We start from the raw sequence: 25360 nt of genomic DNA, 5'->3' as shown, positions 1-25360 counted from the left end.
TATCTATCATTGTAAACTAGTTTTACATTTTCCGACATTCCCCAAAGTTAACTTGTTGCAAGCTTTTACACGAACCAACCAAATAGGACATCCTTGTCGAAAATCCTCGAAATAAACAGAAACTTCGCTGCGGATAAACAGGAATTAACCGCTTCGAGGGCGAATGTCTATGAAACAAAAAATGGAAGAAATGAGGTGAGCCCTCGTGAACGTGGATAGACGGCCCGCCAGAGCCTTTAAGGAAGAGCTGACCCCTGAGCAATTATTGAAGGTGATTTTCGAATTTACGGCAAAAATCGCAGCCGCCGACCGGCTCGAATCCGTGTTGATTCTTATGGCCGACATGGGGCGCGAAATGATCGTGGCAGACCGCTGCGCCGTCTGGCTGCTGGACGAAGAACGCCGGGAGTTGTTTACCGTCGTCGCCCATGGAGCAGGAGAGATCCGCATCCCTTATGGAAGCGGACTGGTCGGAACCGCCATCAGCGAAGATCAACCGATCATTATCGACGATGCCTACGAGGATCCGCGCCACAACTCGGACAACGACAAGCGGACCGGCTATCGCACCAAGGCGATTATGACGATTCCGTTCCGCAATAATGAGGGTCATGTCATCGGCGCTTATCAGGCCGTGAACAAGCTGACCGAATCGGCCGTCTTCTCGGAGAAGGATATGGAATATCTGTCGCTTGCCGCCTCGTATTCCGGCAAGTCGCTGGAAGCGTTTATGCTGCGCGAGGAAATCGTGGAGACGCAGCGGGAAATTATTTTCTCCATGGGAGAGATCGGGGAGAGCCGTTCGAAAGAAACGGGCAGCCATGTCAGGCGCGTGGCCCAATATTCGTATTGGCTGGCGCTCGGCCTCGGCATGAGCGAGAGGGAAGCGGCGCTCTTGCGCGACGCTTCGCCTATGCATGACATCGGCAAGGTCGCCATTCCCGATGCCATCCTGCATAAGCCGGGAGCTCTTACGGACGAGGAATTTGATCAGATCAAAGGGCATACGCTGATCGGCCACCAGTTGCTTCGGCATTCCAAGCGCGAGCTGCTGCGCGCCGCGTCGATTGTGGCGCTGGAGCATCACGAGAAGTGGGACGGGAGCGGTTATCCGCAGAGGCTTAAGGGCGAGGAGATTCATATCTACGGACGCATTACCGCCGTAGCCGATGTCTTCGATGCTCTGGGCAGCGCCAGAGCTTACAAGCAGGCTTGGGAGCTGGATCGCATTCTGGCGTTGTTCGAGGCGGAACGCGGTCGCCACTTCGACCCGCGGGTCGTCGACTCGCTTATCGCCCAGTTGCCGCGCATACTGGAGATTCGGGATCAAGAGGCGGAGGCGTAGCCTAAAAAGGGGGCGGGTCAAGATGACCGCCCCTTTCGCTTTTGCTATAAAGTTCGGAAGATCTCCGATTATCCGGGAAGCCTCTCGATTCCTCCCGCATCTCTCCCCGCGCCTACCCGGCCCATTGCTCGCCTTCATCCGTCTGATCGTAAAAATGATGGACCGAAGCTTCTACAATGTCGCGATAGGCCCAGTGCGCGGCTTTAACATCCTTCCACGGGGACGGCGCCACTCCTTCCAATGGACCTCTGCCCAGCACGCGGTTGACGATGGTCGCCGCCTCGGCGCGCGTCAGCGCATGGTTCGGCCTAAAGGTTCCGTCCTCGTAACCCCGCATAATGCCCGCGCCTTGCACCGCCAAAATGGAATCCTTGGCCCAGCCGCCGGATACATCGGCAAAACCCGCTCCTGCAGCCGCCGAATCATCGATCAGTTGAGCCACCAGCTTCGCCATTTCCGCGCGGGTAATCGATTGGTTCGGCCCGAAGGAACCGTCCGGGTAACCCTGCATCAAGCCCATCCGGGTCACGGCCGATATGGCTTCCCTCGCCCAGCTTGCCTTAATCGCATCGCTGTAGGTTTTATCCTCGGCTACGGCTTTCAAATCGATCACTCTGGATAAAATCGTCGCCATCTCCGCGCGGGTGATCGTTCGGTCCGGCCTGAACGTTCCGTCCTCGTACCCTTTCATATACGCCTCATGTTCGTAGGTTCCCGCAAGGCCCGGCACTTGAACAAGGGCGAATAAGCTGAAGCGGTCGACAACAAATTGCAAACCTTTGTCGCCTTGGTTGTTATAAGGAACTATAATGCCTTTCAACAGCTGCTTCGTGCCGTCGCCGTGTTCGATGTAGACGCCTAAGTCGCGCAGCTCCGCTTCCGTTACATCCAGGTCCTTCAGCGGCAGCACAACCGTGACATCGCGTCCCTGCAAGTTCGTTTCGATCGTTATCGGCCTGCCCAGTACTTTAACCGCTTGACCGCCAGATACGATCGTTGCGACTGCTTCTTTGTTCGCGCGATTCTCGATCTCTTGTTTCTTCCCGGCTTCTTTCACAGGAACCAGTTCGAAATAAAGATCTTCGTCAAAATCTTGCAAGGATTCGCTCGGTACAAACACTTTCGCATTCCCCGTCGTCATGCCGAGACCGAGCTTGGCGTCCGCAAGCAGCTTGCCCGCTTCCTTCGGTACCGTGACCTTGGTCTTGGACACTTCGTCCTTCACGTCCGGTATAACGATCGTCAGCGATTGTGCGCCTGCCCCCATATTGCCTATCGCCTCGCGAGCCTGCTCCGCCGTCAACACAACCTCGTCCGACTTCGTGCCGTCCGCATGCGTTGTTCTCGTAATGACCACGTTCGCCAGAACGTCTTCGCCGCCGTCCGTCGCTTCCACGCTGCCCGTTATTTGCTCCGTCTTCGGAACATTCGGCGTCGGTTGCGTACCCGTACCCGGATTCGGCGTAGTCGTTCCGGCATGAACGTTAAACGTCAAACCGTCAACCAGCATCGCGTCGCCCGATTTCTTCACGGCCTTGAAGGTATGTTCTCCGCCAGGCAGCCCGGAAATGCTGTACACCGTCTGACCGGTCAACCGGCTTGCGTGATGCGCGTCCACCGTTTCCCGGAATACGCCATCTACGAAAATATCGATCTCGCCCTGCTCCGGCCCCTTAGGCGTAATGAAGGATAAGCCAGTGCCTGTAAACGTATATTCGACGGAATCGCCATTCGTCTCCGTGTAGTGGATGTCATCGAAATGATCGCCCTTGAAGGAAAACGCCAGCGCGGTCTGGCCGTTCGGCAGCGTCGCCAGGTATTCCTTCTGGATCGTCACCTCATCGCCGCCTAGCGTATAATCGGTTCCTTTCGCCAGGGCAGTTCCGCCGGCGGTAATGCCGATCAGATTGCTTCCGTCGACGGCAAGCGTCGTCGTAACGTCGGAAGTCGCCGACTTATCGACATTTGCCGTATCCGGACCAAGCAGATCCGCCATTTTCACCTTAAATTGATCCAGCAGCATGTAAAAGCCCGACTTCTTGACGGCCTTAATCGTATGCGTGCCGCCCGTCAAACCGTTAATGCCGTACACCGTCTGAAGCGCTTGCTTGGTGTCGTTGTACGTGCTGATCGTTTGCTTGAACTCGCCGTCGATATAGATATCCATGTCGCCCTGCGACGGATCCTTCTCCGTAATCAGCTCGATGCCGGTTCCTTCGAACGTAAATTCCAAATAATCGTTGTCCTTCTCGGTAAAGTGTACATCATCCTTGTAATCGCCATTTCCCCTGTTCCGGTTATGCTGCCAAGCGCCTTTGTACGAAATGCCCGTGTCGTCGTCGTTAATGTCGACGGAGCGGCCTCGCAGCGTGTCGCTTACCGCCACCGCCAGAGTTTGAGCGGCACCTTCGGTAAAGGTTAACGTCAGATTGGCCATTCCCGTCGGCTGCCGGGCCAAATATTCCTTCGAAATCGTCAATTGGTTGCCCGACAGCGTGAAATCCGTTCCTTCTTGCAATGCCGCCGCGCCGTTCGCCACGCCCTCCAGGCTGTTGCCGTTAAACGCGATCGTCGTTGTCACATTCGCCTGCGCCGAAGCCTTTTTATCGAAGCTTCTTGCGGACGGCGTAATCGCGCTGTTCTTAGGCGTAGAATCGCTGACCGTAATGGACAGAGTCTGCGATTCGCCATGATCGAAGGAGAAGCTCAGATTCGTCGCGCCTAACGGCCGGCCCGCCAAATATTCCTTCTTGATCGTCACCAGCTCATCTGCCACGGTGTAATCGGTGCCGGATTGGAGCGCAGTCTCGCCGTTCGTGATGCCGACAAGCGTATTGCCCGCAAGCTCCATCGTTGTTGCGATATCCGCTTGCGCATCCGCCTTCTTGTCAAAGCTGCCAGACGTTGGGCTGATTGTGCTGTTCGCCGCCGAAGAATCGCGAACGGCAATGGACAACGACTGCGCCCCGCCTCCCTCGAAGGTTATCAGCAGATTCGTCGTGCCGAGCGGCCTTGCGCCCAAATATTCCTTCTTAATCGTAATCCGGTCATCCGCGACCGTATAATCCGTACCCGCCGCCAGTTCCGTCGTGCCCAGCTTAATGCCGCTCAATCTTCTTTCCGTCGCTTCGGTTACCTCGACGTCCGCTTGCTGGCCTGCCGCCTTGTCGAACTCGGCTTCCGTCTCGCTGATCAAATCCGGGGTGATGACCCTCAGCTTGTCGAGCAGCATGAAAATGCCGGATTTCTTAACCGCCTTAAGCGTATGCGGACCGTCCTCGAGTCCCGTGATTGCGTATACGGGCTTTTGAGCCTGCCGCCCCAGGTTATACGTGCTGACCGTCTGCTTGAATTCGCCGTCGACATAGAAATCGATGTCGCCCTGCGAAGGATCCAGCTCCGTAATGTATTCGATTCCCGTTCCGATAAACGTATATTCCAGATAGTCCTGGTCGTTTTTCTCCGCAAAATGGACATCGTCCATATAATCGCCTAGTCCACGATTGGCATTTCGATTCCAAAAACCTGTGTATTGAATAGCCGGATCGTCGTTGTTGAGAGAGATCGAACCGCCTGCCGATGTGTCTCTCACGACTAACGTTACCTTCTGCTGCGAGCCGCCGTCGAAATCAAAGGCCAGCTGATAGGTTCCGGTCGGCAACGCCGCCAGCGCGGTCTTGCCGAGCACAAGCCCCGTATCCGATACCGTGTAGTCCGTGCCGTCCGTCAGCGCGGAGCCATCCCGCGAAACGCCTGTCAATGTATTGCCGTTCGGCGAAAGCGTCAACGCCACGTCGGACTGCCCGGCAAGATCGAAGCTGACCGCGCCGGGAGTGACTCTGCTGTCTCTTACCGTCGTGTCGCCTATCGTAACGACCAAGCTTTGCGCCGAACCTCCGCTGAAGGTGAACGTCAAGCTCGTCGCGCCGACCGTTCTGGACGCAAGATACTCCTTTTTGATCGTAACCACGCTGCCGTCAACCGTATAGTCGGTACCTTCTTGCAGCGTATAGCCGCCGTTCGTTATGGAACTCAGCGTATTGCCGTTCAGCGTCAGCGTTGTCCCGACATCCTCGCGCTCCGACTCGTTTTTGTCGAAGCTGGCCGTAGTCGGGCTGATCGTACTGTCCGCCGCTTCGGAGTCGCTTACATCGATGACCAGATTTTGTTCGTCGGCCGTCATTTCCTTGCCGCCGTTACGCGTCCATTCTCCGGTATATTTCATGCCGGTGTCGTCGTCATTGACGCGGATCGTCCCGTTTTTCGCCGTTACCTTCAGCAAACGCGATGCATGCGGGGCCAGGTCGACAGAGCTGAAGCCCGTTGCGAAATCGCCAAGCTCCTCTCGGCTCCACAAATCGCGAACGGAAGCCGATCCATTTAGGCCGATATCGCTCCAATTTACCGTTACCGTCGCCGCTTCGTCAGCCAGGTTAAACAAGCCGACGCTGTAGGTGCCGTCCCCATTGTTCGCATACCATACCTGCTGCTTCGTTTCGGTCGACACAGGGCGTCCCGGACGTCCAGCCTGATTAACCGCGATCACCTCTTCGTTGGTGAGCAGCTCCAGGCCGTAATCGTCCAGACGGGTCATGTCGTTGCCGATATACAGTTGCGCCGACGACAGACTCCAGAACGTCATGGCCGTCTTGCGCTCGTCCGGCGTAATGCCGTCCATCGCCCCGTTGCCGACGTTAAGCGAATCGAAGTCGTTCCAGCCACCCGGACCGGCATGGCGCCAAAATTTCTCCGCGATCGGGAACAGCCGCGCGATGCTCGGCCATGCGGTGAGCCCCCCGTCGCCGCAATAACATTCGATATCCCAGTCGACGCGCCAGCCGTTGGAATATTTTTTCCAATGATCGATATATTTGATGTCGACCGCCCAGGACAGCTCCAGCCAGATGTCGTGCGGCTCCAGCGCCTGATACCAAGCTTTGACGTCGTCGCGGGAATCCAGCGAAAGATCGGAGATGCCCGAGCCCGGCGTCACGCTGTCGAACTTCAGGAAGTCGACGCCCCATTCGGCGTACAGGTCCGCAATGGAGTTGATGTACTTCTGGGCGCAGTCGTTCGAAAAATCGATTTTGTAGCCGAAGCCCCAATAATCGGAACCCCGCGTCGGATCGCCGATATCCCTCATCGAACATCCCGGCGCATTATAGATCGGCAAATCCTGCTCGTATGCTTCCGGAGACAACCCGGGAATGCCGTACAGCCCGAACTTCTGCCCGTTGGCATGAACGTAATCGATCAAATCCTGCAGTCCGTCCGGGAACAGGGTCGTGCTCGGAATCGGCCGGCCGTAGCCGTCCATTGCCCCATTCCAGCCCGCATCCACGTTGATGTATTCGTAGCCGTAAGGCTGCAGCTTCTCCTTCATCGCATCGGATTGCGCTTTGATCTGCTCCGCGGTAATCCACTGGCCGTGGTCGTACACCTGCATGCTGTAGCTGCTCCAGCCCATATACGGTTTGGCCGCTATTTCCTTCGACGCCGCCTCCACGGTCGCCGTCTCGCCCGGTATGAAAAGTCCGGGCTGAGCCGCCAACACGATAAACGCCAATACGGCGATTCGCGCCTTCCTCATCCCGCCCGCCAATCGAACGCTCATCTGCTTGCCTTTCGTTCCAAACATCGTTTTCCGCCTTTCGTCGATATATTGTCAAAGCAATGGGGTTACTCCCCTCCTCTGTCCAACTTCTCTCAAGATGCCGATTGTCAGGAATAACGATTGTTCATGATCGATACCTTGTCGCAAGCGGCCAGCCGGATCGCCGTTCCGAATTTGCGGCGTTCCTCCCCACCTGCGATCAGATTGTTCGCGAAAATCAAATGCTCCGTGCTGCTTGCATCCAGCAGTGGGGCATCCCGCATGTCGAAACGGTTGTCTTCGATCACGATACGGGAATGCACATACCGGCCTTCCTCCGTCGCCGTATTCTCGGGAGACACGGAGATGACGGCTGCATCCGCATGCCCGCATTCGACAAACGTATTGCCCCGGATGGCCAGATCCTTTACGATGCCGGACTCGTACCAGCTTCCGGCGTCGCATGCGACATGCACGGCGCACATGGTTATTCTCTCAAAGAGATTTCCCTCGATGAGCGACCTCCTGCGTGTCGTCAGCAGAACTCCGCGAGTCGGAATGCGGGCCATTCGGTTGCCCACGATTTCCACTTCCGGCATCCAGGTTACATTTTCTATGACATCGTCGATACGTAATTGCTCCGGCACGCTTCTGTCGAGTTTAATCCGCATGATGCGCGGATCCACGAGCTCCGCTTCGGCCACGACGGCATCCGCGTAGGACATTAGCGACTCGGACCGAACGAATTCAATCCCGTCCCCTGCGCTGAAAGCGGGAAATCCGTACGTTTGCGGATGCATGAACCTGAGCAGCACCTCGTCCGGGGAAGGTTGTCCCACAACGCGCAGATACGTCCCGTGTACGTTGATTACGTCGTCGTGCGCGCCGACAAATCGGCTGTTCGCCACCCGGATCAGCCCGCGGCAGCCCGACACGTGAATGCAATCGGCAAAGGCGGCGACGGTGCGCCCCGTCTCTTGCCGCGGGGCGATCTCCAGGCGCTCGAAGCTCACATCCTCGCTGAATTGGCAGACCAGTCCCAGCCCGTGCATGAAATGAACGCCTACGTCGCTCCATTCGACCTTGCGGCTCCGAATCACAAGCGCGCCAACCTGGTCGCGGATGCCGTCTCTGGATTGGAAGACGCGACCGACTGCCGTCGAAGGTAGATGACCCTCGGCGAAGTACAGTCTTAGCCGACCGTGCCCTCTCTCCTCGACCCGCTTCGCGGCAATGACAAAATTATCGATGCGCCAGGTTGTATTCGTAAGCGGATCGTATTCTTGCATGGGACCGTCACGGAAGCGCCAGCCTTCGCCCTGCCAGATCAGACTGCCGTTCTTCAGCTCGTAACGGCTGTCCCTATGGACAACGGTATCGAGGAAATTGTCGCCGATTCGCTCAATGGTCATTTCCGTCACGGTCGGCCGCTCGTAATCCAGACGCAGATTCCGGATACTTGCCTCCTCGCAGCCGTCGACTACGAGCATCGTTTGCTTGCCATGGAATACGAATAAGGAACCATTGCCGTCGAGGGTTACGTTCTTCATGCCCTGCAGATGAATGCCGATTGTCTTGGTCGCGTCGGAATTTTCGGCTTCGCTGGCCGTATTGGAAATATAATAAGGCTTCTTGGCGGCATGCTTAGGATACAAATCGTATCTTCCCGGGTCGCATGTCAGCACGACGGGCCCCGCGATCTTTGCGACATCTTCGATCGCCTTTCGCATCGCCGTTGTCGCGTCCTCTCCCGAATCCGGCTTGATCCCGTAGTCGTTCAGACGAATGACCGTCTGCGTTACCCTCATGTTGTGCACCTCACATTTCAAGAACGTCGGACACTCCGCCCGGAAGTGCCCGACATGAATCGTTCCCTGTTACCCTTTTACGGACGCATCATAAGTCTTTTGCAAAATCTCGAGATAACGATCGAGCTTCAAGTCTTTCAGCCCTTGCACATAGGCATCCCAGTCTTTATTTAGATCCTTGTTGCCCGTAACGAATTGCAGCGCATTTTGCTCGATGTAGTTGCGGATGTTCGTTTGCAGCATGCCTATCTCGTCGCTGTCGGCTGGATCAACCCAAAGCGACCAGAACGGGAACAGCTCCTTCGGCTCATGGCCTTCGTACAACTTCGTTGCTTCATACAGCTTGCGCTCGTAGTTGGACGGGTCGTTAATGTCCGTGCCTTGCACCCAGCTGTCGCGGTATTCCTTCGGCATATAGAAATGCGCCATGCCGGACCAGCCTGCGTTTCTCGGCGCCTCGCCCTCCACGCCCGGAATCGTTTTGACCATAGGCGCTACGCCTTCGCCGAGCGCCGTATCTCCAGGCGCCGGGTCTTCCCAATCGATTCCCTTCATGCCGGAACCGCCGTTCGTTTGTCCTTCCGGCGTAAACATGTAATCGGCAAGCTTGATCAAGGCGATCTGCGCTTCTTCGCTGGCTTTGTTCGTAATGGCGAACTTGCCTCCCGGCGATACGCCGCCGTTGTCATGCGTCGCAAACGACACGCTTGGTCCTTGAAGCGGCGGTACCGGATGGTATTTCGGGAAGCGAGGGCCCGCCATGTCGATAAAGATGGCCGGATGCATGCCTGCGCCGACGCCCAAAATTTCGGCATCCGCGTTTTCGCCGATTTTTTTGAGCGCCTCGGCGTTTTGCGTAAATGCTCCCGGATCGATTAACCCTTCATCGTACAGCGATTTCGCGTAAGCGAGTCCTTCTTTCCATTCGGGTTTGATCGCGGCGGATTCCACTTTGCCGCTTGTCATGTTCAAATAGTTTCTGTCGTCATTATAGACGAACGGATTCATCAGGAACGGAAGGACGCGCACGCCGAACTCTTCTGTCGAGCCGCTTAGTCCTACTTCGTCCGGCTTGCCGTTTCCGTTCGGATCTTCCGTTTTAAACGCTTTCAGAACATTTTTAAATTCTTCCGGCGTAGTCGGCATTTCGAGATTCAGCTTCTCCAGCCATTCCGTGTTGATCCACATTTTGCTCGGGTACGAGCAGTGGAAACATTGCGTGTAAGCGACCAGTCCGTAGATGTTGCCGTCGGGAGCCGTATTCAGCGTTCTTAGATCCGCATTGGATTCCATGGCGGCTTTAATGTTCGGAGCATGCTTGTCAATCAGATCGTTTAAAGGAATGATGACGCCCTGCTTGCCGAATTTCAGCAGATCGGCTTGCGAAAATTGATCGACGTAATGCGTCAGCATGTAGGCATCGGGATAATCTCCGCTCGCAAGCGAGATTTGACGCTTTTCCTTCGCGCCGTCGGATGGGATGACTTCGAAGTTGAATTTAATGTTAAACATATCCGAGACGTGCTGCGTAAACTTGTTGGTATTGAGATCGATGCCTTGTTCCTGCACGGCAAACACGCTAATCTCCACCGGCTTCGACGGCGTATCCGTTGCCGCGCCGGATGAACCACCGTCCGTCGGCGTGCCGTTCGTTCCGGCGTTTTCGTTTTTGCCCGAGCAGGCGGACAGGACCAGCGCCAAAACGAGTAAGAGCGACATCAAGCTCCAGCTTAATTTTTTCATTTGCATTCTACTCCCCTTTGCGTTCGCAAGTATGATGGAACTTTGTTTCCCCAATTGTTGTCGTAGAGCGTTTCTCCTCCATGCCCCGGACGTTTACATCGTTCTCACCTCCTTATAGTGTGGGATCCACATTAGCCTTTGATGGAGCCAACAAGCATCCCTTGGACAAAATAGCGCTGCACGAACGGGTAAATAATGAGTACCGGCAGCGTCGCCACCACGATCAGCGAATATTTGAGCAGCTCTGCCAGTTGAGCCCTTTGCACCTGAATGCTGATATCCATCGCTCCCGCGCTGTTGTTCTGAATGATGATGCTCCTTAGCACAAGCTGGAGCGGAAACAATTTATCGGACTTCAAATAAATGAGCGCGTCGAAATACGCATTCCATTGCCCAACGGCGTACATGAGGACCAGCACGGCGATAATCGGCTTCGATAGAGGAAGAACAACGCTGCCAAGGAAGCGCCAATCGCTGCATCCGTCGATCTCGCTCGCTTCGGCCAGCTCATCGGGAATCGTGGATTGGAAGAACGATCGCGCAATGATTACTTGCCACACCCAGATCGCGTTCGGAATAAGCAGGGCCAGCCGGGAATCGATCATGCCGAGCTCCTTTACGACGAGATAAGTCGGGATCAATCCTCCTCCGAACAGCATCGTGAACATCACCAGCATCAGGATGCCTTTGCGGCCAAAAAACGTTTTTCTCGAAAGCGGATAAGCCAGCATGACGGTAAGCGTTACGCTAATGAGCGTCCCCACGGCCATATAAAACAGGGAATTGCCGTAACCCGTCATAATAAGCGGCGTCTTGAATATCGTCTGGAACCCCCTGAACGAAATGTCCACCGGCCAGAGCCACACCTTGCCGGATACGACGGCCGAAGGACTGCTGATCGAGCTGCTGACGATATAGATTAGCGGATACAATACGGCAACGAGCACCAGGCTCAGAATGACGTAGATCGCAAAAACAAATAGGCGATCTCCGGCCGACTCCCGTATTTTGCGTTTCGGCACTGTTGATGAAATAGCCATTGATAGTTCCCCCTTGCCTACCAGATACTGTTGTTCGAGATTCGTTTGGCGAAGCTGTTGACCGCAACCAAAAGGATGAGATTAATAACGGAATTAATTAATCCGACCGCCGTTGCAAAGCTGTAGTTGGCATTCAGCAGACCCATGCTGTATACGTAGGTCGCGATGACCTCCGACTTGGGCAGGTTGAGCGAATTTTGCAGCAAATAAATTTTTTCGAAGCCGATCGACATGATGTTGCCTACGTTAAGGATGAGAATAATCGTAATGGTCGGAAGAATGCCGGGCAGGTCGACATGCCAGATTTTCTGGAACCGCGACGCGCCATCCACCTTCGCCGCCTCGTACAACGTCGGATCAATGCCCGCCAAAGCCGCGAGATAGATCACTGCCGCATATCCGGCCGTCTGCCAAATGTCCGACCATACATAGATGGAGCGGAACATGTTCGGCTCGCCCAGGAAATTGATCGGCTCGAAGCCGAAATACTGGAGCGCGATGTTTACGAAACCAAGCCGCGGCGCCAGAAACAACATGATCATGGACACCATGACGACCGTGGAAATAAAATACGGCGCGAAAGTAACCAGCTGAATAAACCGTTTGAAACGGCCATTGCGGATTTCGTTCAACATAAGCGCCAGCAGGATCGGAATCGGGAACCCGGCCAGCAATTGATAAAAGCTCAGCAGCATCGTGTTCCGCACCAGCGTCCAGAAGATCGGGTTCTCGAAAAACATATTAAAATATTTCAGGCCGACCCATGGGCTCCCCCAGATGCCCTTGATGACGTTGTAATCCTTAAACGCCAGCACCGCGTTGGCCATGGGCACATATTTGAAAATAACAAAAAACAATAGCGGCGGTAAGACGAGCACGTAGAGCTGCCAATGCCTGCGCAAGCTTTTGGCAAATTGTCTCCCATACCCGTTCTTAGCCGAATAAAAGCCCTTCATCGAGTGGTTTTGTCTTGATGTAGATTGCTGCAGAACGATCCCTCCCCTATGTCTGTTGCGCACGTCGCCCTCTCCCCCGAAAGCGGGAGTCGCGATATTTGGATACGCTTCCATGACCTGATCATAGTGGACTTATGCCGCGTTCCGGAAGGTACACTTGGGTCTTTTCCCGTACATTTGCCCCCATTTCGAGAGGGCCAATCCCCTGCTGTCCGTACATTTCCGCCTGTATGGGCGGCTCGAACGCAGACGATATGGGCTTTCCGCCGCTTCGGACGAAGCTACCCCCGATGGATGAGCTTGCGTTCAGTAACGGGGGGAACTGACAGCTGCGTTCGAAGCCATAGCCCGACTTTTTCGGGCTATTGCGCTCTGCGGCGCGTCCGGCGCTTCTGTAACCCGATTTTCTCGGGCTATTGCATCCAAAGTTGCTCTGCTGAGCCCTGTAACCCGATTTTCCCGGGTTACAGCATCCAAAGTCGCTCCGATGCGACCTGTAACCCGATTTTCCCGGGTTACAGATCCAAAAGTCGCTCCGATGATCCCTGTAACCCGATTTTCTCGGGTTACAGATCCAAAAGTCGCTCCGATGATCCCTGTAACCCGATTTTCTCGGGCTATTGCGCTTTGCGGCGCTTCCGGCGCTCCTGTAACCCGATTTTCTCGGGCTATTGCATCCAAAGTTACTCTGCTGAGCCCTGTAACCCGATTTTCTCGGGTTACAGCATCCAAAGTTGCTCCGCTACGCCCTCTAACCCGATTTTCTCGGGCTACAGCATACACAGATACTCCGCTACACCCTGTAACCCGATTTTCTCGGGCTACAGCATCCAAAGTTACTGCTCAGTCGGCGCTTCGCACTGCTATTCTCCTTCAAAAGCCTAGTCCTCCCCACACTGAGCTGAATATCCTACACCATACAGCACTTACAGGCGAAGGAGGGCCTCCCATGGAGATGTGGCAACCGGATTATGAAGGGGTGTTCTTCCTCCAGGACCGTGCAAGCGGGTTTAAGGCGATTATCGCCATCGACAATACCAAATTGGGGCCTGCGCTCGGCGGTTGCAGAATGTGGCAATACGACAACGACGAAGCGGCCATTAACGACGCCTTGAGGCTAGCCAAAGGCATGACCTACAAAAACGCAATCTCCGGACTCCGCTATGGCGGCGGCAAAGCCGTCATTCTATCCCACCCAAAGCAGGGTCCGCGCGACGGACTGCTCCGAATGCTGGGACGATACATCGATCGGTTGCAAGGGCATTACATTACCGGAATGGATCTCGGCACGACAGTCGCTGACATGGACCGCATTCGCGAGACGACCTCCTATGTGACCGACGTGTCGGGGTCCCTCGGCGCCGTCAATGATCTTACCGCCACAATGACGGCATACGGGGTATACCTCGGAATTCGGGCTGCGCTGAAAAGAGTGTTCGGCATGGAATCCGTGCTGGGCAGGACCGTCGCCGTACAGGGGCTGGGCAAGGTCGGCTTCCGGCTATGCCGCTACCTTCGCGAGGCTGGTGCCTACCTCGTCGTGACGGACATCGACGAGGCGCGCGTCAAGCTGGCCGCTCTGGAGTTCGGCGCTGCAACCATTACGCCACAAGCTATCTTCTCCGTACCATGCGATGTCTTCGCGCCTTGCGCGCTTGGAGGGATACTGAACGACGACATCCTAAGCCGGCTGGACTGCAGAATCGTGGCAGGCGCTGCGAACAACCAGCTCGCGGAGCCGCGACACGGAGACGAGCTGCGCAAGCTTGGCATTCTGTACGCGCCGGATTACGTTATTAACGCGGGCGGCATCATTGTAACAGGATCTGAGTTAGGCGGAGGAGATGCGGTGGAGGCGAAGCGTAACGTGGAGAACATCTACGGCACGCTTATGAAGGTGTTCCAATCTGCAACCGTCTCGGGATTATCGACAGCAGCCGCAGCGGACAGAATGGCGGAGAATTTATTGAAATAAGCGTATTCGGCTTTTGCCATTATCCAGTTGCAAAAAAAATTACGCGCCGGAGCAACCTCTTTTTCATTGTAAACGTCAGTAGGATAAATAACTTTCTGGCAGGAGAGGAGGTTGCCTCATAAAGAAAATCATTGCCCTTATCCTCATGATTGGCAGTTGCCTCGCGTTTGTCTCGTTGCCTTCTGTCCAAGCATTGAGTTGCGCCGAGCCCGACGCCGCGACAGAAGAACTGGCTCGCAGCTCCGTCGCGTTCATGGGGCAGGCTCTTGCCGCGAACAAGGAAGGGCTTACGATCTTCCAGGTGCAGACAGCGTGGAAAGGCGTAGCCGAATCACGCATCGAAATCTTTGACAACGGATGGGATCCGTATGTGCCCGGTCAGACGTATCTCGTATTCGGAGGCGAACGGGAAGGAAAGCTGCGCACTCATCTATGCGGTCGAAGCGGGCTCTGGAACGCGTCAAGAGAGCTCGCCATGAAGGACATCGCTATCCAGCCCATCTCGATATCAAGTGAGGCAAGCAGGATTGATCAAAGTTCATCGCCCCCCTCGAACTCGAACGCGTTTATTCCCGTGCTAGCCGCCGTCGCAGGTTTGCTCGCCGTCTCAATCGTCGCTATATGGCTCATCCGACTCCGACGCCGGAAGCATCAGTAATCGAACAAAAAAGACGCATAACCGACAACTCGGCTATGCGTCTCTCTAATATTCTATTCGGCAAAATGATGATGTCCGATCTTAGCGACAACGTCCAGACTAGACCAGAACGCCCCCTTGGACACCTTCGGGTTAAAGAAGTAGACGGCTCCCTGCACGTTGTTCTTGCCATTAAGGGCATCCTTTGCGGCGCGCATTACGCTAGCATTCGGCTTCGCCTTGTCGAGCAGCCCGTTATGCGCCGGCGGAAATTGCTTGCCGGAGTAGATAACATCTTTAACGCTGCTCGGGAATCGGGAATCCTTGACGCGGTTCAGAATAACGTTGGCGACGGCAAGCTGGCCTTCGTACGATTCGTAACCTGATTCCACCATCGTAATTTTCGCTAACAGCGTGTAGTCCTGCTCTGTGAACGGCTTGGCTGGTTTATCCAGAACGGAGGGCATGACCACGCGCAGTTTAACGCCGGCCTTGATGGTATCCTTGCTCTTAAGCTCGTTGCGCTGCAGCAACTCTGCTTCGCTCGTGCCGAATGCCTTGACCACGTCCGTCAGCGCATTCTCCTCATTTATGACCGCAGGCTCCACCGTCGTTAACTCGGCGGCTTCTTCCTCTTTGTTCCACTTGACGGTAGCATGCAGAAGCTCGGCTACATGTCGCAGCGGCGCGTACATTCTGCCGTTCTCGATGAACGGCGCGGCATCCATCACATATCGTCCTTCGTTGAAATAGACGACTGGCACGCCATCTCCCAAAACGATTGTATCGCCTAAGGCGGTTTCGATCGTTGTCTCCTGATTCACTTTGTCCCAGCTTACCTTCTTGGCGTCGAACAATTGCGCAATGAGAGCTACCGGAAGGAACATCCTCCCGTCCAGCATCATCGGCGCTTCGGACAGCTTCACTTGCTCTCCGTCGAGCTTGATGACGGCGTTCTTATCCGCCTTTGCTCCTTGCGGCGCGGCCGCGGCTGTCAGCGGCATGGCGAGGAGCAGCATTGCCGTCACTATAATATGTATCCATTGTTTATGAAATCGTCTGGCCTTTCCGATCTTGATTACCTCCTAGCAATCGCTTGTGCTGTGCTGCTTGGCTCTAGTCCCCTCAGGCTTCGCCAAATTATAGCACACTCGAAAACGTTTGCAGGATTAACTTTTTTTCAGAATTCGTGATCGCCGGGGGCAGATTCGTCGAAATCATTCGTTGCAGAGGGTCCTTATATATGGCAGACAAACACCCGAATTTAATTCGAGTTCATGGCAAATGGTTTGTCGCCGATCAATAAAAAGCCAATGGCTCGGTTGCCATTATTGAACACATTCATGGATAAGTAGTATACCTTCGAGGTGTCCCAAGGCTCTAGGCGCGACGTTATCTTCTCTAGAATACCTTCCTCCTCCTTGAACATATAAGTAATGCTGCTATCATAAAAGTCACCATAAATTGATTCTTGTCCACGCGGACTTCCATATTGACTTAATACGTCCCGATAAGAGGTACCCAGCCCAATTCCCCTCGCCGTCCTGTACCTGTTCGTCTCATTATTGGATGCATTGATAATGAAGCCGACGGCCTTGTTATCTCTATAAAAAATTTCTAGTCCGTCGTAATTATACCTTCCCACGAACTCATCGATCGGTTCACCCAGCTGTTTCTCCACGTCTTCCCTGGTCATGCCTAGCTGTATTGCCGCGCCGGTTACGGCATCCGTTATGCCAAGGTCATCCAAAGTAAGCTCCCCGGGATCGTCGCTTACCCAGACAGTCTCCTGGTCGGGGTCCCAGAGTACTTCCTTGCCCTGCGACTCCCCCACGAACCGAATCGGTACATAGGTGGTCCCTTTGTACACAAACCCCTGCTTGTCCGGTGCCGGCTGCTTCTGCTCCCCGTCAATCATATACTTAATATCCTTAAAGAAAACCTCAATACGGGTCGAGCCGACCGCAGCGTACGCAGTAGTAGCGCTAAGCAGCGCGCAGCAAGCGAAGCCCGCAATAAACGATTTGAACGAAACGCGCATGGAAAGCTGCCTCCAAACTTGTTAAGATGATTAACGATTATCAAACATTCCCATTTTGTCATGAACGATCCGATTTTTCTATAAGAACTTGTAACGAATTCCTTCCCAGCCAGTCTTATTGTCGTAAGGACGTGAGAATGTGACCGATTTTGAGCAAATCTATGCCGATTACTTTAAGCCCGTCTATGCATTCGTACTTTCGCTAAGCCGTGATGCCGCCATCGCGGAGGATATTACGCAAGAAACGTTCCTCAAAGCAATAAAGAACATCGATGCGTTTAAAGGCGAATGCAAGATGAGCGTCTGGCTCTGCCAAATCGCCAAAAACAGCTATTTCACCTATGTGGACAAACAGAAGCGGATCTCCCAGGAAACCATGCTCGAACGCGCGAACTTACGGAGTCCGAATCTGGAAGACGCCTTGGCGAACAGGGAGCAAGCCTATCGCGTTCATCAGGCGCTACACCGAATGGACGAGCCTTATAAGGAAGTGTTCACCCTGCGTATATTCGGCGAGCTGTCGTTCGCCCAGATTAGCGGGCTGTTCGGCAAGACGGAAAGCTGGGCCAGGGTCACCTTCTATCGCGCCAAAAAAAGACTGCTAGCCGAATTGAAGGAGGATTCCCCATGAAGGATACCACTTGCGACATCGTCAAAGACCTGTTGCCGCTGTACGCCGATGAGGTGTGCAGCCCTGCAAGCCGCCGCTTCGTCGAGGAGCATATAACAAAGTGCGACGATTGCCGGATGGCACTCGCCGAGTTGGAAGCGGCGCTGCCGCTTTCGCCATCCGTTCTCGAATCGAATTCCCGGGAGGGCTCCGGGCTTCGTTCTCTCTCGAAGGTGTGGAGCCGCTCGAAGCTGATGGCCTTTACAAAGGGGGCCGTCATTACCGTATCGATCTGCGCTGTATTGGTCTCCGGGTATATCGGGCTGTTCCAATGGAATATCCGCCCCGTGCCATCGGAGTTGATTGAGATTGCCGACGTGTCCCGCTTATCGGACGGTCGAATCGTCTATCATGTGTCCATAAACGATGAATACGATCTGAACCGGACAAGCGCCGAAACCGACGAGAATGGCAACAAGTACATCGTCCCTCTGCGCCCCGTTGTCAAAAAGAAAAAGATCGTAGATGTGGGTCTCTTCAACATGTACTACACCTTCGACGAAAGCGAAAACAACGCCTACCAATTAAATCACGGCAACGGCCGCGAGATCGAAGCCCTCTACTTCGGAAGCAAAAAGGATTCCGTGCTCGTCTGGAAGAAAGGCATGGAGCTGCCTCCGGCCAGCGCAGAGGTGGAGGCCAACTTCGTCCAGTAAAAGACATGCATGAAGAGAATGCACTTTAATCAAGGTGAACGGCTGTCGCCGTCCTTTGGCGGCGCAGTAGGTTTTGTTCCGAGAAATAGAGACCAAGTATAGAAGTAATTTAAAAGGGGCTGTCCGAGAAGTGAACTTTTAAGGTAGCCGGGTAGGGTTAGGCTGGCACCTAGCCAAACGTATATGAAAATTCATACACAATCCACCAAATAGGCCACCTCCTGGCCAAACGTATATGAAAATTCATACACAATCCACCAAATAGGCCGGCTCCTGGAAAAATGGTTACCCCATAACTCAGTGAAAACGGAATGCTGGATGCCCCGTTTTGGTTAAATGTTAAGTGGCAGGCATCCCCCTCGCCACTTTCCCGAAAAAGCAGGTTCACCAATAAGTTGGACGGAAGACATTTTCCGCCCAACTTTTTATTTTGGAGACTTATTGGACAGCCCCTTTTTCCATTTCCGAATCTACATCTGCCGGCCTCTCAAATTCAGTCTCAAGACCGAGGAGTCAAAACAGAGTGCGACATATACTGTTTATAACACATACAGTTAATGAGAAAAGGAGTGAAGCCGCATGACAACTTATGCTATCCATGTACGAGGGCTTTGCAAATCGTACAAAAACAAAAGCGTTCTGAACGGACTCGATCTCTCCGTACCCTCGGGGGCCATCTTCGCGCTGCTGGGGCCGAACGGCGCAGGCAAAACCACGTTAATCCGCATCCTCTCCACGCTGGCATCCCACGATGCCGGGTCCGCAAGCGTAGCGGGCCACGACGTGATCCGCGACCGCAAGGAGGTAAAGCGCTCCATCAGCTTGACCGGCCAGTTCGCGGCTGTCGACGAAGTGCTGACCGGCGAAGAGAACCTGATGATGATGTGCCGATTATCCGGATTATCCGGTGCGGAAGCCCGCAAAAGAACGAACGAGCTGCTAAAGCAATTCCAGCTGCAAGATGCAGCCGGCAAACGCGCCAAAACCTACTCCGGAGGCATGCGCCGCCGCCTGGATCTCGCGCTCAGTCTTGTCGCCAATCGCTCCGTCCTGTTCCTTGACGAGCCGACGACGGGTCTGGATACGATCAGCCGCCGCGCCCTGTGGGAGATGATTCTGGCGCTCAAGCAGCAAGGCATTACGATTCTGCTCACGACGCAGTATCTGGAAGAAGCCGACGAGTTAGCCGATCGAATCGCCGTTATTCACGGCGGACACATCGTGGCCGAGGGCACCTCGGAAGAGCTGAAGGCCAGAGTCGGCGGGGAAGTCATCGAGCTACGCGACGGCAACGACGAGCTCTTGACCTCCATTCCAACGACCGGAGGACTCTCCGACATCCGTCAAACCATAAACGAGCTCGTCGGCCTCTATCCGCCCGACACCCGGATCGGGATCCGCAAGCCTAGCATGGACGATGTGTTCCTCGCACTTACACAAGGGCAGGTGGAAACGGCGAACAAGGAGGTATCCGCAGGATGAAAACGCTATGGACGACTAACATCGTATTTATCGGGCGAAGCCTGCGCCACAGCATTCGCAATGTCGAGGCTCTGCTCATGGCCATTATGCTGCCTATATTCCTTATGCTGCTCTTTACTTATGTATTCGGCGGGGCTATCTCCTCCGGCGGCGATTATGTCAATTATGTGGTTCCCGGCATCATTTTGTTATGCGCCGGCTTCGGCGCCTCCAGTACGGCCGTCGACGTAGCGACCGACATGACAAACGGTATCATCGACCGGTTTCGGACGATGCCGATCCAGGCGACGGCCGTCATAACGGGTCACGTCGCGGCCAGCCTCGCGCGCAATCTCGTCGCTACCTGCATCGTGATCGGCGTCGCGTTGCTCGTCGGCTTCGAACCCAGCGCAAGCTTCGTGGAGTGGCTGCTCGCAGTAGGACTCGTCGCTTTATTCATTCTGACGTTCACTTGGCTGTTCGCGGCAATCGGTCTCGTAACCGGCAGTCCGGCGGCCGCGAGCGGCTACGGCTTCGCGCTGCTGTTCCTCCCTTACCTGTCCAGCGCGTTCGTGCCGACGGAGACGATGCCTTCGTGGCTGCAGGGGTTCGCGAACCACCAGCCCATCACGCCCGTCATCGAGACCATCCGAAGCCTGCTGTCCGGCAGCCCGGCTTCCGATCACGGCTGGCAAGCTCTCCTCTGGTGCGGCGGAATATTGGCCGGCGCCATGATCTGGGGCGCCATTGCGTTCGCCCGAAAATCCCGGGACTAACGAACACAAGAAGTATCGCTCCGGACAGCAATTGAGCAATAATGCTCAATTTTGCGAGCCAAGCTCGCCGCAGAACAGCAAATTGTACAAATATACACAAATCTCATCCGAAAAAGGAGATTTTTATTCATTGTCGGGGCGGATTTGTGTATATACGATCAATTTCTCTGTTTTCCAGTATAAATGGGTGAAAATTTGTGTATATAGGTACAATTCTCGCAGGCCGCGCCCATAAGTAGTCGGACGATATGAAATATAATTTTCAGCGGAACGTGGTGAAACGTATAGCGAAAGTATGAGTAAACTCATATGCTTTCCTATACGTCAGGGCGAAACGGCTACGCCGTCCTTTGGCGGCGCGGCGAAGCGCGGAGCGTTGCCTTCCGAGATATAGAGAAAACGCATGGCGAATGGATTGCTTACCTAAATTAAAAAATCACTCACGCATCCTTCCAGGATAGGAAGGGGCGATGAGTGATTTTTTGTTTTGAAGCCATATGCGGGCTCCCTTATCTCAGCTTTCGCTTCGTCTCGATATATTGCTCGATGCCGTCCAGGATGCGCTCCAGTCCGAAATCCAGATCGTCCTTGATAGGGTTGTCCGCCTCGTCCGTATACGCTCCCGACATGACGAGGGGATGCAAGTAAGGGTACTGGTCAGGCTTGATCAACTCTTGCAGCGCGGCCGTATAATTTTGGCCATGGAAGCTGTCCATGGAGCCCTTTTCCTTCATCACAAGCGCGACGTCGCGCTCGATCATGCCGCAAGCTCTGGAATAGCTGCTGACGAGCAGCAGGAACGACATTTTCTCAAAATCGTTAACGGGAAAATCCCTCATAATGCGCATCATCCAGTCGAGGATACGGAGGTTATGAGGCATAAGCGGCAAACTCTCGAAAGGAATATCCGCATACCATGGATGCTCGCGGAATACCGCAACGGACAGTGCCACGTATTCCTTCATCCGGTCCCGCCACGTCTCCCCGCTCCGCTCCTCCGGGATGGAGAAGTCGCAGACCGCGTCCTGCATCAGCAGGAGGAGATCGTTTTTGCTTGCGATGTATCGATACAGCGACATCGTCGTGTACCCGAGCGACTGGGCCACCCGGCTCATCGACACCGCCGTCAGCCCTTCTTCGTCGGCAATGGCAATCGCCGCTTGCACGATCTGGGGAACGCTTAGCTCCCCCTTTGGCCCTCTGCGTCCCTTCTTCGTAATGCCCCAGCTAAGCTTCACGCTGTCCGGCAGCACTTTCAGCTTCTCATCCCGCTCGTTCTCTTCATTTCGTATCATCGTGACCTTTTTCACCGCCGTCGTCCGCTATTTGTGTATTTGATATACAGTATAGCATACAGGGCGAAGGAGGCAACGACTCAGGCACAGCGGAATCAGTCCCCATCTCCGGAGCCCGGGAGCACAAGCTCGAACCCCGTCTCGCTGTCGCTGCAGCCCGCGAGAGTATAGACCGTCCCTTGCTCCGTTTCCTGCGCCTCGATTCCATCGCAGAAATCCGTTCGGTCCACCGGCGTTCCATATGCATCATGAGTATTGTCGTACCTGAGTCTGAGCGAATCCCCGTTATGGATCAGATTACGAAAGATTGGATCGCCCTCTTTCGTATAATAGACCACCTGAATGTCGGCCAACTCTCCCCTCTCTACATGGTCTACAAAAGAAAGCCAATGCTCCGCATTGCGAACGCCCCCGGACAGCTCGGCTACGATATCTCCGTTCTCGGTAGCCTTGTCGGCATCATAGCCGATTCCCCAGATCAGCTTCACAAGCTCCTTCGTCGACTTCTCCGTCAGCGTGTACCCTGTTCCCGTGTCGCTCACATACGTAAACATGCCGCGGTTGCTCCGCTGGTCCAGCCACAAGTGAATTTGCTTCCGCTTGCCGTTCCGGTCGATGACGACGTCGTAATCCGGGAAGTCGATATCCAGCTGCCCTCTCATTTTATCCCCCGTCTGAATCGCCTTGGCGAAGGCCTCTATTTCCTTCTTCCCGTCGAATATGCCGTATGGTCTGTCGTTTACGCGGGCGAATTCGATGGATCGGGAGACGACAACCCGATCGGCTTGAGCGCCCCCTGGCTCGCCCGGCGGTGTCCCGGAAGATTTCCCGCTGCATCCCGCCGACACGATCGAGACGAACATTATGCTGACGGTCAGGAACATCATGTATTTGATTCTTCGCACAATACAACCCCCTTTTAGGATATCTCTAATCTCTTTGACGTCGCTGAGGAGGGAAAAGGTGCATCATTTCCATATTTGGCATTGCACAACCCCGCTTCTTGCTCATTTCTGCTCCGTGCGCTTGTGCGGTCAAGTGCGCAAAAAAAACGCCGCCCGAGTCCAAGCTCGCGCGGCGGTTCCTTCTTTTATGCGGTAAATGGGAGCCAACCCGGCTCCGGCATAAACTGAATATATTATTCGTACCAGTAGCCCTTATGGCCCTTCTCGATACGCATCAACGCTTCCATATAGTAATAGTCGCCCCAGATCATATAGTCGTCCGGGGAGTGGCCTCCGCGCACGCTGTAAGAGCCGCGCTCAAGCAGCCCTTGCGCATCCGGCTTGCCCACCGTGGAGTATCCTTCTGCAAGTCCCTTCATCGTCTGCTCCAGACCCTTCTCGAGGGTTGCGCGATCCTCATGATCCGCCGGCAATACCTTGAGCAGCTCCAGAATGCCGCATGCCGTGATGGCCGAAGCCGAGCTGTCGCGTTTCGTCTCCGCGTTAACGGGGGCGTCGAAGTCCCAGTATACGACAAGATCTTCCGGCAGACGTTCCAGGAAATATTTCGCCAACCGAATGGAAGTCTCGAGATACTGCTCGTTTTTGGTATAGTGGTAGGATAACGCAAAACCATAGATGCCCCATGCCTGTCCGCGCGTCCACGTCGAGCCGTCCTTATAGCCCTGATGCGTGCCTCCGCGCAGCGCGTCGCCCGTCTCCTGATCGAAGTAGAACGTATGGTACGAGGAGTCGTCTCCGCGAACGAGGAAACGGCGGCTTTGTTCCGCATGCGCTACCGCAACGTCGTAATATTTCTGTTCTCCTGTTACCTTGTGCGCCCAGTAGAGCAGCGGCAGGTTCATCAGACAGTCGATAATGATCCGACCGCCGTTATCCGGATCTCCCTTCGGCCCCCAGGCCTGGATGATGCCGATCTCCGGACGCCAGCGACCCATTAGCACATCCGCCGCTTCGATCGTCAGCTGCTTCGCTTCTTCGTCGCCTTCAATCATCCACTGCGCCTTCGACGATAGAGAGTACAGGAAGCCGATATCGTGATGATCCAGCGCGATATTGTTGTCTAGGCGCTTCCTGAAGCTGGCCACCGTACGGCGAGCCGCTTCCTTGAAGCTCTCGTCTCCCGAATATTCGTAACAGAGCCACAGCAGGCCCGACCAGAAGCCGTCCGTCCAATCCGTATTATCATTAAGCAGGTATTGATCGTTTAAACTGACATGCGGGAATAAATCGCCGTAACGCTCGATGTTTTGTTTCGTTTTCTGTACCACGTCGTCCATAATTTGCTGCCACATGCGCATCCCTCTTCCCATTGGTTTCTACCTATGAGGATACCAGATGTTGCGTTGCGACAGTTCAGTTGTCTTGTGATAGACTATAGTTAAATTGCGATTAATAATCGGCTGGACAAGTCTTAACAAGGAAGGAGAACGATATGAGCCGCATCTCGTTCGTCGATTTTCAGGAGGCGCCTATCCACGCCGTGCTGCATCGGGAGGCAGAGCCCGGCTACCGGGGCTACTTTCATTACCATCAAGGCATCGAGCTGCTATACGTCCACGAAGGAGAGGGCAGCGTCGTACTCGATCAGACGGTCTACACCATCGAGCCTGGCATCTTGTTCCTCTTCCAGCCCTATCAGCTTCATTATGTGAAAGCGCTGACGGATCACTCGGCCTACACCCGCTCCATCGTGCACTTCGAGCCTAATGCGGTAGCGGGCACGCTCCAAACCTTTGGCAGTTTGGCCGCCGGACTAAGGCGCATTTGGAAGGATCGATTGACGACGCATGTGTTCCGCGGCTTCTCCAGCCGCCATCCCGTGGAGCCGCTCCTCCTCTATTATAGTTCCCTGCTGCAGAAGGCGCCTCCGGAGGGCCGCCATTCGCTGCATACCGCCTTGCTTATGCAGTTGCTCGTCTTTCTGGAGAGCGAAGGCGCTTATCCGCAGGACAGGTTGCCGTCCGCCTCCCGCTCCGCCTCGCATACCGAAGCAATCCTGGAGTGGATCGAGCAGCACTATCACGAGCCGTTCCAGCTGGAGAAGCTCGCAAGCGACCTGCACCTGTCCAAGTATCATGTCTCCCATCTGTTCCGGGAGGAGACGGGCCATACGGTGACCGACTATGTGCTGGCCCGCCGCGTACAGGAGGCCTGCCTGCTGCTCGCTTCCACCGATCTGTCCATCGAGGCGGTCGGAGCGCGGGTGGGCTGGCCCATCCCGTCCCACTTCTCCAGCCAGTTCCGCAAGTGGGTGGACAGCACGCCGTCGCAATACCGGAGCAAGCGGCAGCTGCTGCTCGGCTCGCAGAACCAGAACGACGTCGGCGTTTGATTGCTTTGTCTCTCGCAGCAAAATATAAAACGGCCTTCGTCCATAGTCATTCAGGACGAGGCCG

The 25360-nt window shown here is 54.8% G+C and carries 18 protein-coding genes; 8 read left to right on the top strand and 10 right to left on the bottom strand.

Annotated elements, in window-relative coordinates; translation table 11 throughout:
- Nucleotides 1-205 precede the first annotated feature (205 nt).
- The gene (locus KJW29_RS32260; RefSeq protein WP_214627677.1) at nt 206-1345 is read left to right on the top strand and encodes an HD-GYP domain-containing protein; all 1140 of its coding nucleotides are present in this window, start codon (nt 206-208) and stop codon (nt 1343-1345) included.
- Nucleotides 1346-1457: 112 nt separating this feature from the next.
- Here the strand turns inward: KJW29_RS32260 and KJW29_RS32255 are convergent, their stop codons facing one another.
- The 5 genes from KJW29_RS32255 to KJW29_RS32235 all read right to left on the bottom strand — a co-directional run bounded on the left by KJW29_RS32255 (nt 1458) and on the right by KJW29_RS32235 (nt 12485).
- Nucleotides 1458-6983 carry a X2-like carbohydrate binding domain-containing protein gene (locus tag KJW29_RS32255; protein ID WP_214627676.1) on the bottom strand — a complete coding sequence of 1842 codons (5526 nt, stop codon included), beginning with the start codon at nt 6981-6983 and terminating at the stop codon, nt 1458-1460.
- Between the two features lie 83 nt (nt 6984-7066).
- A complete protein-coding gene (locus tag KJW29_RS32250) occupies nt 7067-8746 on the bottom strand; it encodes an alpha-1,3-galactosidase-related protein (RefSeq protein ID WP_214627675.1) in 1680 nt (559 codons plus the stop codon).
- A gap of 69 nt (nt 8747-8815) precedes the next feature.
- Complete coding sequence (locus KJW29_RS32245; protein WP_214627674.1) at nt 8816-10489, bottom strand: extracellular solute-binding protein; 1674 nt, start codon at nt 10487-10489, stop codon at nt 8816-8818.
- Nucleotides 10490-10620: 131 nt separating this feature from the next.
- Nucleotides 10621-11529, bottom strand: a complete 909-nt coding sequence (locus KJW29_RS32240; protein WP_214627673.1) for a carbohydrate ABC transporter permease — start codon at nt 11527-11529, stop codon at nt 10621-10623.
- A 17-nt stretch (nt 11530-11546) separates the two neighbouring features.
- Nucleotides 11547-12485 (bottom strand): ABC transporter permease, encoded by a 939-nt coding sequence (locus KJW29_RS32235; RefSeq protein ID WP_108994986.1) that lies wholly within the window; start codon nt 12483-12485, stop codon nt 11547-11549.
- 949 nt (nt 12486-13434) lie between these two features.
- Between KJW29_RS32235 and KJW29_RS32230 the strand changes: the two genes are divergently transcribed.
- Both KJW29_RS32230 and KJW29_RS32225 read left to right on the top strand, forming a co-directional pair.
- The gene (locus KJW29_RS32230) at nt 13435-14460 is read left to right on the top strand and encodes a Leu/Phe/Val dehydrogenase (protein ID WP_214627672.1); all 1026 of its coding nucleotides are present in this window, start codon (nt 13435-13437) and stop codon (nt 14458-14460) included.
- Nucleotides 14461-14635: 175 nt separating this feature from the next.
- Nucleotides 14636-15118: a hypothetical protein gene (locus tag KJW29_RS32225; RefSeq protein ID WP_214627671.1), complete on the top strand. Its 483-nt coding sequence runs from the start codon at nt 14636-14638 to the stop codon at nt 15116-15118.
- A gap of 53 nt (nt 15119-15171) precedes the next feature.
- On the opposite strand, the gene KJW29_RS32220 is transcribed toward KJW29_RS32225, so the two are convergent.
- Together KJW29_RS32220 and KJW29_RS32215 are read right to left on the bottom strand one after the other, a co-directional pair.
- Nucleotides 15172-16116: a cell wall hydrolase gene (locus KJW29_RS32220; RefSeq protein WP_246608926.1), complete on the bottom strand. Its 945-nt coding sequence runs from the start codon at nt 16114-16116 to the stop codon at nt 15172-15174.
- Between the two features lie 245 nt (nt 16117-16361).
- A complete protein-coding gene (locus tag KJW29_RS32215) occupies nt 16362-17138 on the bottom strand; it encodes a stalk domain-containing protein (protein ID WP_214627669.1) in 777 nt (258 codons plus the stop codon).
- Nucleotides 17139-17277: 139 nt separating this feature from the next.
- On the opposite strand from KJW29_RS32215, the gene KJW29_RS32210 reads away from it, so the two are divergent.
- The 4 genes from KJW29_RS32210 (at nt 17278) to KJW29_RS32195 (ending at nt 20701) form a co-directional block, all read left to right on the top strand.
- A complete protein-coding gene (locus KJW29_RS32210) occupies nt 17278-17769 on the top strand; it encodes an RNA polymerase sigma factor (protein ID WP_214627668.1) in 492 nt (163 codons plus the stop codon).
- Nucleotides 17766-18464 (top strand): zf-HC2 domain-containing protein, encoded by a 699-nt coding sequence (locus KJW29_RS32205; RefSeq protein ID WP_214627667.1) that lies wholly within the window; start codon nt 17766-17768, stop codon nt 18462-18464. Before KJW29_RS32210 ends, KJW29_RS32205 begins: the two co-directional genes overlap by 4 nt.
- Nucleotides 18465-19043: 579 nt before the next feature.
- Nucleotides 19044-19946, top strand: coding sequence for an ATP-binding cassette domain-containing protein (locus KJW29_RS32200; protein WP_214627666.1), 903 nt, complete (start codon nt 19044-19046; stop codon nt 19944-19946).
- A complete protein-coding gene (locus tag KJW29_RS32195; RefSeq protein ID WP_108991015.1) occupies nt 19943-20701 on the top strand; it encodes an ABC transporter permease in 759 nt (252 codons plus the stop codon). Before KJW29_RS32200 ends, KJW29_RS32195 begins: the two co-directional genes overlap by 4 nt.
- A 509-nt stretch (nt 20702-21210) precedes the next feature.
- Here KJW29_RS32195 and KJW29_RS32190 read toward each other — a convergent pair.
- The 3 genes from KJW29_RS32190 to KJW29_RS32180 all read right to left on the bottom strand — a co-directional run bounded on the left by KJW29_RS32190 (nt 21211) and on the right by KJW29_RS32180 (nt 24262).
- Nucleotides 21211-21996 carry a TetR/AcrR family transcriptional regulator gene (locus KJW29_RS32190; RefSeq protein ID WP_214627665.1) on the bottom strand — a complete coding sequence of 262 codons (786 nt, stop codon included), beginning with the start codon at nt 21994-21996 and terminating at the stop codon, nt 21211-21213.
- 95 nt (nt 21997-22091) lie between these two features.
- Nucleotides 22092-22901 (bottom strand): DUF4362 domain-containing protein, encoded by an 810-nt coding sequence (locus tag KJW29_RS32185; RefSeq protein ID WP_214627664.1) that lies wholly within the window; start codon nt 22899-22901, stop codon nt 22092-22094.
- Between the two features lie 233 nt (nt 22902-23134).
- Entirely contained in the window at nt 23135-24262 is a 1128-nt protein-coding gene (locus KJW29_RS32180; protein ID WP_214631413.1) for a glycoside hydrolase family 88 protein, read from the bottom strand.
- A 134-nt stretch (nt 24263-24396) separates the two neighbouring features.
- Here KJW29_RS32180 and KJW29_RS32175 point away from each other — a divergent pair, with 134 nt between their 5' ends.
- The gene (locus KJW29_RS32175; protein ID WP_214627663.1) at nt 24397-25296 is read left to right on the top strand and encodes an AraC family transcriptional regulator; all 900 of its coding nucleotides are present in this window, start codon (nt 24397-24399) and stop codon (nt 25294-25296) included.
- Nucleotides 25297-25360: the final 64 nt, after the last annotated feature.

This window comes from Paenibacillus agaridevorans, from assembly GCF_018604145.1.
GTDB lineage: Bacteria > Bacillota > Bacilli > Paenibacillales > Paenibacillaceae > Pristimantibacillus > Pristimantibacillus agaridevorans.
Note: the sequence above shows the minus strand (reverse complement) of the source record. Positions and strands in the feature narration are given on the sequence as shown.

Excerpts from the sequence above, each read along its gene's own strand:
- KJW29_RS32245 (WP_214627674.1), bottom strand. The coding sequence starts at position 10,489 with ATGAAAAAATTAAGCTGGAGCTTGATGTCGCTCTTACTCGTTTTGGCG.
- KJW29_RS32175 (WP_214627663.1), top strand. The coding sequence starts at position 24,397 with ATGAGCCGCATCTCGTTCGTCGATTTTCAGGAGGCGCCTATCCACGCC.
- KJW29_RS32230 (WP_214627672.1), top strand. The coding sequence starts at position 13,435 with ATGGAGATGTGGCAACCGGATTATGAAGGGGTGTTCTTCCTCCAGGAC.
- KJW29_RS32235 (WP_108994986.1), bottom strand. The coding sequence starts at position 12,485 with ATGAAGGGCTTTTATTCGGCTAAGAACGGGTATGGGAGACAATTTGCC.
- KJW29_RS32240 (WP_214627673.1), bottom strand. The coding sequence starts at position 11,529 with ATGGCTATTTCATCAACAGTGCCGAAACGCAAAATACGGGAGTCGGCC.
- KJW29_RS32220 (WP_246608926.1), bottom strand. The coding sequence starts at position 16,116 with ATGCTGCTCCTCGCCATGCCGCTGACAGCCGCGGCCGCGCCGCAAGGA.
- KJW29_RS32195 (WP_108991015.1), top strand. The coding sequence starts at position 19,943 with ATGAAAACGCTATGGACGACTAACATCGTATTTATCGGGCGAAGCCTG.
- KJW29_RS32255 (WP_214627676.1), bottom strand. The coding sequence starts at position 6,983 with ATGTTTGGAACGAAAGGCAAGCAGATGAGCGTTCGATTGGCGGGCGGG.
- KJW29_RS32190 (WP_214627665.1), bottom strand. The coding sequence starts at position 21,996 with ATGATACGAAATGAAGAGAACGAGCGGGATGAGAAGCTGAAAGTGCTG.
- KJW29_RS32180 (WP_214631413.1), bottom strand. The coding sequence starts at position 24,262 with ATGCGCATGTGGCAGCAAATTATGGACGACGTGGTACAGAAAACGAAA.
- KJW29_RS32250 (WP_214627675.1), bottom strand. The coding sequence starts at position 8,746 with ATGAGGGTAACGCAGACGGTCATTCGTCTGAACGACTACGGGATCAAG.
- KJW29_RS32205 (WP_214627667.1), top strand. The coding sequence starts at position 17,766 with ATGAAGGATACCACTTGCGACATCGTCAAAGACCTGTTGCCGCTGTAC.
- KJW29_RS32200 (WP_214627666.1), top strand. The coding sequence starts at position 19,044 with ATGACAACTTATGCTATCCATGTACGAGGGCTTTGCAAATCGTACAAA.
- KJW29_RS32215 (WP_214627669.1), bottom strand. The coding sequence starts at position 17,138 with ATGCGCGTTTCGTTCAAATCGTTTATTGCGGGCTTCGCTTGCTGCGCG.